The sequence below is a fragment of the Candidatus Kryptobacter tengchongensis genome, assembly GCF_001458555.1.
GTDB lineage: Bacteria > Bacteroidota > Ignavibacteria > Kryptoniales > Kryptoniaceae > Kryptonium > Kryptonium tengchongense.
In genome coordinates, this window is sequence record NZ_CZVH01000094.1 from 1 (window position 1) to 7,399 (window position 7,399).

General features: G+C 36.4%; 10 protein-coding genes and 1 tRNA gene. 3 read left to right on the plus strand and 8 right to left on the minus strand.

Translation table 11 applies throughout. The features are described from left to right. Both AT685_RS07380 and AT685_RS07385 read left to right on the plus strand, forming a co-directional pair. Positions 1 to 534 (plus strand): transglycosylase SLT domain-containing protein (locus AT685_RS07380; RefSeq protein ID WP_159420504.1); only part of this gene is annotated, 534 nt, incomplete at its 5' end. A gap of 123 nt (positions 535 to 657) precedes the next feature. After that, positions 658 to 1,413 (plus strand): hypothetical protein, encoded by a 756-nt coding sequence (locus tag AT685_RS07385; protein WP_072152143.1) that lies wholly within the window; start codon positions 658 to 660, stop codon positions 1,411 to 1,413. A 9-nt stretch (positions 1,414 to 1,422) separates the two neighbouring features. On the opposite strand, the gene AT685_RS07390 is transcribed toward AT685_RS07385, so the two are convergent. The 8 genes from AT685_RS07390 to AT685_RS07425 all read right to left on the minus strand — a co-directional run bounded on the left by AT685_RS07390 (position 1,423) and on the right by AT685_RS07425 (position 7,036). Continuing rightward, positions 1,423 to 1,839, minus strand: coding sequence for an archease (locus tag AT685_RS07390; protein WP_072152144.1), 417 nt, complete (start codon positions 1,837 to 1,839; stop codon positions 1,423 to 1,425). 18 nt (positions 1,840 to 1,857) lie between these two features. Then, on the minus strand, positions 1,858 to 3,336 hold the full coding sequence (locus AT685_RS07395; protein ID WP_072152145.1) for a DUF92 domain-containing protein: 1,479 nt from the start codon (positions 3,334 to 3,336) through the stop codon (positions 1,858 to 1,860). A 30-nt stretch (positions 3,337 to 3,366) separates the two neighbouring features. After that, positions 3,367 to 4,116, minus strand: a complete 750-nt coding sequence (locus AT685_RS07400) for an energy transducer TonB family protein (RefSeq protein ID WP_072152146.1) — start codon at positions 4,114 to 4,116, stop codon at positions 3,367 to 3,369. Positions 4,117 to 4,119: 3 nt separating this feature from the next. After that, on the minus strand, positions 4,120 to 4,518 hold the full coding sequence (locus AT685_RS07405) for an ExbD/TolR family protein (RefSeq protein ID WP_072152147.1): 399 nt from the start codon (positions 4,516 to 4,518) through the stop codon (positions 4,120 to 4,122). Further along, positions 4,515 to 5,156 (minus strand): MotA/TolQ/ExbB proton channel family protein, encoded by a 642-nt coding sequence (locus AT685_RS07410; protein WP_072150286.1) that lies wholly within the window; start codon positions 5,154 to 5,156, stop codon positions 4,515 to 4,517. Before AT685_RS07410 ends, AT685_RS07405 begins: the two co-directional genes overlap by 4 nt. A gap of 17 nt (positions 5,157 to 5,173) precedes the next feature. Next, entirely contained in the window at positions 5,174 to 6,370 is a 1,197-nt protein-coding gene (locus AT685_RS07415) for a small ribosomal subunit Rsm22 family protein (RefSeq protein ID WP_072152148.1), read from the minus strand. An 11-nt stretch (positions 6,371 to 6,381) separates the two neighbouring features. After that, positions 6,382 to 6,906, minus strand: a complete 525-nt coding sequence (gene bcp / locus AT685_RS07420) for a thioredoxin-dependent thiol peroxidase (RefSeq protein ID WP_072152149.1) — start codon at positions 6,904 to 6,906, stop codon at positions 6,382 to 6,384. Positions 6,907 to 6,946: 40 nt separating this feature from the next. Next, positions 6,947 to 7,036: transfer RNA gene (locus AT685_RS07425), tRNA-Ser, on the minus strand. A 124-nt stretch (positions 7,037 to 7,160) separates the two neighbouring features. Between AT685_RS07425 and AT685_RS07430 the strand changes: the two genes are divergently transcribed. Beyond that, positions 7,161 to 7,399: hypothetical protein (locus AT685_RS07430; protein ID WP_143713174.1), on the plus strand; the 239-nt coding region annotated here is incomplete at its 3' end.

Genomic DNA, 7,399 nt, shown 5'->3' on the forward strand with positions numbered 1-7,399 from the left:
AAATACTCAAAGATATACGGATTTGACTGGAGATTGATCATAGCTGTAATTCAGCAGGAGTCAAACTTTAAACATGATGCTGTGAGCCCCAGAGGTGCCTACGGTCTCCTCCAAATTATGCCAGAAACAGGTGAAGAGCTCGTTTTAAATGTTTCCCATATCTACGATTTCAGAACCCCAGAGCAAAACATAATAGCGGGGATACATTATCTTTGGACACAATTCAACAGATTTTTTTCGCAAGGCATGGATTCAACTGAATGCTTAAAACTTGCCCTTGCTGCTTATAACGCTGGTCCAGGGCGTGTCCTTGATGCCCAACAACTTGCTATCTATTTCGGTGAAGATCCCAATAAATGGGAAGCCATTAAAACCATATTCCCGCTACTTTCAAGCAAATACTATACCCTTCACAAATATGTCTGGGCAAACGGACGCCCTAAAAGTGGCTACTTCCACAATTACCAGGAAACTGTAAACTATGTTGATAAAATCATGAGAAATTACGCCAGATATAAAAAATTATTGAGATAACCTTTGGATAACCCCTGGGGTCCCCGAACTTTCCCGGGGACCCATAATTTAAAATGGTAAAATTAGCCCTCTTGAATTAAAAATCTTTTTGTTATATCTTCACCAAAAAAGGGATTTTCAACCATGAGAAGGATTGCTTTCTTACTGGTGATTTTACTTTTTTATTCCTGTCGTGAAACCACCCCGGTTGATCAAATTGAAACTAAGGAACCCCCCAATTATTATCCGCTTACAAAAGGTTCATATTGGATTTATTCAATTGATACAAGCGATGCAAATGGTGAAAATTTTGGAATTTTTGGAACGAGAAAAAGTACCATTGCGGGTTTTGATACACTACTTAACAAAAAATACGCCTTACAGGTTGATACAATCATAACACCAACAGCAACAGCAGTTGACACAATTTATATCCGAAAAGATGATTTTGGGCTTTATATTTTTACACCACCTTTGAATCTCTCAAGTCTGATAATCATCCCGGCACATGAACTAAAGCTGCTTCCATATCCGCTTGAATCGTTAACAACATTGAGCTGGATAATTTACGATACGACATTTTACCTCGGGACAATACCTATTGCAAGACTAAATTTAACAGGACAACTTATAGGTTATGAAAATATTCAAGTTCCAGCAGGAAATTTTTACTGTGTTAAAATTAACATCATCGCAAAGGGTTTCATTGTCAATCCCCAAAATATTCTTCAACCATATCAATTTAATCTATCTGGACTTTTATGGCTTAATAAGGAAGTTGGTTTAATAAAAACAGAGACGCCACTACCGCTTTCACAAATTTTACAGGGTACCTTTTCTAACTTATCTGACTCGCTACGAATTGTTAAGCAGAGGCTATGGAATTACAAGATAAATTAATCTATAAATTCAAATATCAAGAACAAATTCAGCTCGCCAGATACCATTTTCATTTCGCACGCTGAATTTATACAATGTCACCGCTTTTACATCAATCCTAAGAGCATGTTTTTCTCTGTTGATTTCTTCACCAAATAGTTTTGCGACAAGATTTAAATCAACAATTTTTACATCAAATTTTGAGAAAAGTAATGAATGTGCATCTTTGAAATAGACGATCTCACTTAAAAAATCAAAAAGGAGCATTTCAACCGAATCAGAGCTTAAAGAAACTTCCTTTTCAATCAGTGGTTCAACAGTTTCAGTATCAACCATAACCTCGCTTACCGCAAGCCCAGAATCTTTAAATAGCTCATCTATAGTATCTGCCCATACCTCAACCGCAACATCAGCAATTGCTATATCTTCATTAAACTTAAACGGCATCACAAATGTTTTTTTATTTTAAATCACCATTATAACAAGCCCTGTTAACGCCCCTGACGCTGTACATACAAAATTAACAAAATCATTGTTAACCCAGCTCTTCCCACGAATTAAATCAGCGACGCCATCACAATGAAATTTTTTCTCGGTTACCTTTGAGCAAGCGTTGCACTTATACTGTGCCTGTAGCGTCGCACCAAGTAAACTATCAACAAAGCTACCAACAAAACCAGCAAAAATTATACTCACAAGTTTGAACAAATTCCATTTCACCCATAATGTAGCACTTGAAAATATGAGAACAGAACCAATTATTCCACCAATTGTCCCCTTAAATGAAACTCCTCCTGATGTTCCAGGTTCAACAGGTTTAAAATTAGTTATAAGTCGCGGTCTTGAAAGAAGCAATGTCCCTATTTCAGTTGCCCAGGTATCAAATGTCGCAGCGGAAACAGAAGCAAGATACATATAGTATAAAATTTCCTCTGGATAAAAATTATAAATCAATGCAATCACACCAGCAATCCCACCGTTTGCAAGAACTTGGTAAATATCCCTTGTGCTCGTTTTCTCAAAAATTAAATCAAACTTCTTCCTTCTTTTTTTCCCAATCTTTGAAATTAAACTTGACAATACAAAAAATGTAAGAATTGGCACAGTCCACTTCCACCCACCCGATCCGAAAATTATAACAGCAAGTAAAAAAGTTGCAACCGCACCATTTAAAGTTAAAAACTTCAATCTATACGAAATAACAGAAATCAAAAGAGCAAGAATAAAACCAAGCAAAAATTGATTCAATTTATCAACAATCACAAGTGAGTAAAGCATGAAAGCGGAAGCAAGCGGGATAAAAAGGTTATCAAACCCGTACGACCCAAGCCCTTCAACTACGCTTACAAATAAAGCAGTTAAAATTGAAATAAGAACTATTTCCCCAAAAGTAAGATTTAAATTGTTACCCCACCATAATGTTGAACCACCTGTTAAACTTAAAAAAATTAACACAACTAAAAACGAGATTAAAAACATCGCAGATGAACCTTGAACCGATTTTTTATCCCCAGTGAGATTATAAAGTTTTGGATTTTTTATCCCCTCACCAACTATTGCAGCAAAAGCGTCACCAAGTGCAAGAATTAACATTGAAATTGAAATTATCGCAGGGTTTCTTCCCCAGAAAACAAGGACAAGGATCAAAAAAGCAAGCGGATAATATACCGTCCCATAGGTTTGCCTTTCAATAGAATCCATGCCTTTAAAAACTTTGAACCTCAAACTTAAAAAGTTAACAACAATGAAAAACAAAGCAATTACCACAACTGGAACTATACTTTTGAAAATAACTGGAGCAGGAAAAACAGCGACCCCAACAGTTATATGGACAACTTTCCTTGTAACCTCGGGATCAAACTTAAAAATTTTTCTTAAAACTTCAGAAACTCCAATGATCCCAAAAATTCCCAAAACAAGCAGAATTGCATTTATCCAGTCCAAATTTAACCCTCCATTTTTATGGGGAAATTTTTATTCAACCCTGAAATTAAATGTAATAACCCCACTTTGTTTGATATTTTCAGATATTGGATTAAACTTCCATGTCCTCAATGCCTCAAACGCAGAGCGTTCGAAATCTGGATTTGCCTTCTCAAGTGGAAAAATTCTTTCAATTGTTCCATCTGGCAAAACAACGACCCTGAACCTAACAACAGCGGATTCTTTTATTCCTTGCGGAAATCTTGGCAACTCACCCCCAACCTTAATCCGATTTATTTTGCCCTCCCACTCAATATGATATGAAAACTTTGGCGAAATCCCGCCTCCAAAATCTCTTTTTATTTCTCCAATTCCATCCTTCTTTATCCCCGAAATACCAACCTCTGGTTTTATTTCTTTTCCAAAACTCGCATCATCCCCAACCTTATTAACCCCAAAACCTATTCCCTCAATTACACCTTTTCTTTCAATCGCATCAATTTTCTCAGCAAATTTATGGGGCAAAATTTCTTCCTCAGTTAAAATAAGTCTTGTCGGCAAATTTATCTTTGGAAGATTCGCTATTCGTGCAGGCAGAGATGATTTCCCAAAACCTTGAACGCTCTCGCCCCTGTTCAGCGTTTGAACTTGCTCTTCAATTGGCGGAACAAAAATAACCTCAGTAAATTTGATGCTTTCCTCAACCTTTACAGTGATCTTGTAAATCAACATTAAAAGAAAAATAACAAAACAAATCATTGCTGTATAAATTACCGCTCTTATTTCAATTCCCCTTTCCATATCTTACTTCACCTGTGTTGCAACAACAAATCTTGTTAAACCAGTTGATTTCGCTATATCCATCACATCAATAACCTCTTGAATTGGGACACTTCTATCAGCCCGAAGGACAACAAGTTTGTCCGTCTTTCCATCCGAAATTTCCTTTAACTTCAAAGATAAATTCTCTTTCAAAACCCTTTCTCCGAAAACATAAATTTCGTTCCTCTCCGTCAATGTGATTATTATATGCCTATCGCTTATCTGTTCCTTTGTCTCAGAAATTGGCAATTGAATTCTTATGCCTGATTGAGTTATAAAAGAAGATGTGAGAAGGAAAAAAATTAACAGTTGCAAAATTATATCAGTAAGCGACGCAAATGTGAAAACTGTTAAAGGTTTGTTTCTTGTTTCAAATTTCATCTTTCAGACTTGATCTGATTTTTGAATTCATCCGAACCCAAGATATCAATGAATTCCGTCGTCGCAATTTCAATCTCATGAACAAGACGACTTATTTTTGTTACGAAATAATTGTAAAATCCATACGCTGGGATGCCGACAATCAAACCATAAGCTGTGGTCAAAAGCGCCTCCCATATCCCGCCAGCAAGATCAGATGGCGAAACAATTCCCCCAAGCGCTTGAATTGTCATAAAAGCATTTATCATCCCTGTGACTGTGCCAAGAAATCCAAGCAACGGTGCAACGCCAGCAATCGTTGCAAGCATGCTTAACCTCCTCTCAAGGTTGAAAACCTCAGTTCTTCCCGCTGTCTCAATTGCCTCACGAACTTTGTCATCCCCAAAACCATGTTTCATCAATCCTTGCTTAAATATCCTTGAAATTGGGGTGTTATGAGTGTTGCAGTAATCTATAATTTCTGGGATATTCCCCGTCCTTATAAGACTTTTTATGCTGATTATAAATTCCTTAACATTTGCTTTCGCCTTTTTGATCGTCAAGAATTTTTCAATGATGACATAAATCATCACGACAAGTGTGATTGAAATTAAATGCATTATCAAACCACCTTTAAGATAAAGGTCAAGCGCTCTCATCTTCCGAACCTCTTTACTTAAGTTTTCCCTTCATTGTTAAGAACTTTTTTAACTTCTGTTTCAGGTGTAATCTTAACTTTTTCCTTCATCTTTTCAAAATTTTTCAGCATGATGATTTCATATCTTTCAATTTCATCAAAAATTTCATTTTGTGGCGAATTCGCTCTGTCAAGCTTAACACAGTGTAATCTTCCATATTCATTGCAAAGATAACAATGTTTCTTCCCTTTTTCAACAATAAGCTGGCTCACAACCCTAAAGTAATCCTCAAAATTCCTCTCGCCAGCAATGAAGTCAATCAAATTCACATCACGCTTGTTTGCAACTATGTATGAAAATTTTAAAGATTTACGATAATTCCCCGAGACAAGATCAATTTGCCTTATAAATTCTGGGCGTTTCCATTCAACCTCGGTATGACACCAATCTTTATCGGTTTCAAGCGCTGGGCAGTTCAAATTTCTAAGGCAAGGCGAATAAATGTAAAATCCCTGCTTTATCATCTTATCCCTGAAATCAAGAAGATCACGAGATGTTATCATCAAAGCTGGCTCAATCATGACCACGAAACCATCATCTTTTATTCCAGCATTTATAAGACGAAGCAACTTGTTCCTCTTTTCATAAGCAACCTCATTCAAAGTATTTGCGACAGTTATCAAATCAAATCTCTTATCAAACATCTCAAAAGCATGTTCAATATCAAAAATCGCTGGCTCAATTTCTATCTTAACTGTTTGGGGGTAATGGTTTTTAAGCTCGTCTAAAAAGACTTCAAGATTTTCCTGAAACTTTCGGATGTTTTGTTCAACTTTATCAAGTGCGACAAACTTAACCTCAACATTTTTAAAATATCTGATATTCTCGTGCATCCAGATTATCGTCCCCATTACAACTGTGCCAAGTCCAGTGCCAATATCAAGTATTTCAAATTTTTTCTTCCCCTTGAAAAAACCCGAATGAGAGATCTCATTCAGCGGGACATGAACTTTTAAAAGATTCGTTGTAGTAAAATAAATAAGATAACCTTTTTGAACCTCTCTATTGCTAAGGTAGTCGTAAAAAACAAACTCTTTGCGTAAATTTTTTCTTGTAAAATACTCCGACATTGCGGAGACAATTTCAGCAACACCCTTCAGTTGGCGAGGTGAGTTTAAATTAACCCCTGAAACCTTCGCAAGGAAACTTTCATAAAACTTTGGAATTTCAAGCACGGCTTTTGCATTTACGCATTGACTTTTTGCGAAATCTCATCAAGCTTTTTCAAAACCTCTTCTGTATGTCCATCAACTTTAACCTTTCTAAATATATGAGCAATTTTACCGGTCTCATCAATTATAAAAGTTGTCCTTTCGGTTCCCATAAATTTTTTTCCATAAAGGATTCGTTCCTTCCAGACGCCATACTTTTCAAGAACCTTATGTTTCTCATCACTTAAGAGTGGGAAATTAAGATTATATTTTTCCTTGAACTTTTTATGCGATTCAACGCTATCAGCGCTAACGCCGATAACAACTGCGCCCCTTTCAAGTATCCGATTCATATTATCCCTGAACGAACAAGCTTCCTTTGTGCAACCTGGCGTATCATCCTTTGGATAGAAATAAAGAACCACTTTCTTACCACGGAAATCTTTCAAAGAAATTTTTTCACCAGTATCGGATAAAAGCGTGAAATTCGGGGCTTTTTGCCCAACTCTTAACTCAGGGGTTTTAGACGATTTATTTTTAGATTTAACTTTTTTAGCCATGTTTAGCTCCGTTTATGTTTCCAAGCAAACAAAAATTTTGCGGAGAGGGAGGGATTCGAACCCTCGGTACCGCTTTTGGCGGTACAACCGCTTAGCAGGCGGCTCCCTTCGGCCACTCGGGCACCTCTCCATTTTTCTGTTAATATACTAAATAAATTCTTGGAAATCAAACCTGAACCCAATCACACGCCCAACTTTGATTTTTTAATAATGTCTTGCTACATTTAATTTGAAAAATTAAAAACTTCATCCCAATGAATATTAACGGAAATTTCCCAAGAAAATTAACAGAGCGTGAAATAGATTGGATATTTTGGATGCTACCTGAAAATAAGCCCGGATACAGAGATTACCGCGAAATGATAAAAAAGATGATGGTCATAGGATACGGAAAATTTGAACCTGATAATCTAATCCTTGGGCAACCAAATGATAAACCAAACGAAGAAACATTCTTCACACCAGTAATTTCACTTGGTCAAATTGAAATGAA

Bases quoted from the DNA above. Each gene is read 5' to 3' on its own strand.
- AT685_RS07410 (WP_072150286.1), bottom strand. From the start codon at position 5,156: ATGAGAGCGCTTGACCTTTATCTTAAAGGTGGTTTGATAATGCATTTA.
- AT685_RS07400 (WP_072152146.1), bottom strand. From the start codon at position 4,116: ATGGAAAGGGGAATTGAAATAAGAGCGGTAATTTATACAGCAATGATT.
- bcp (WP_072152149.1), bottom strand. From the start codon at position 6,906: ATGGCTAAAAAAGTTAAATCTAAAAATAAATCGTCTAAAACCCCTGAG.
- AT685_RS07385 (WP_072152143.1), top strand. From the start codon at position 658: ATGAGAAGGATTGCTTTCTTACTGGTGATTTTACTTTTTTATTCCTGT.
- AT685_RS07405 (WP_072152147.1), bottom strand. From the start codon at position 4,518: ATGAAATTTGAAACAAGAAACAAACCTTTAACAGTTTTCACATTTGCG.
- AT685_RS07390 (WP_072152144.1), bottom strand. From the start codon at position 1,839: ATGCCGTTTAAGTTTAATGAAGATATAGCAATTGCTGATGTTGCGGTT.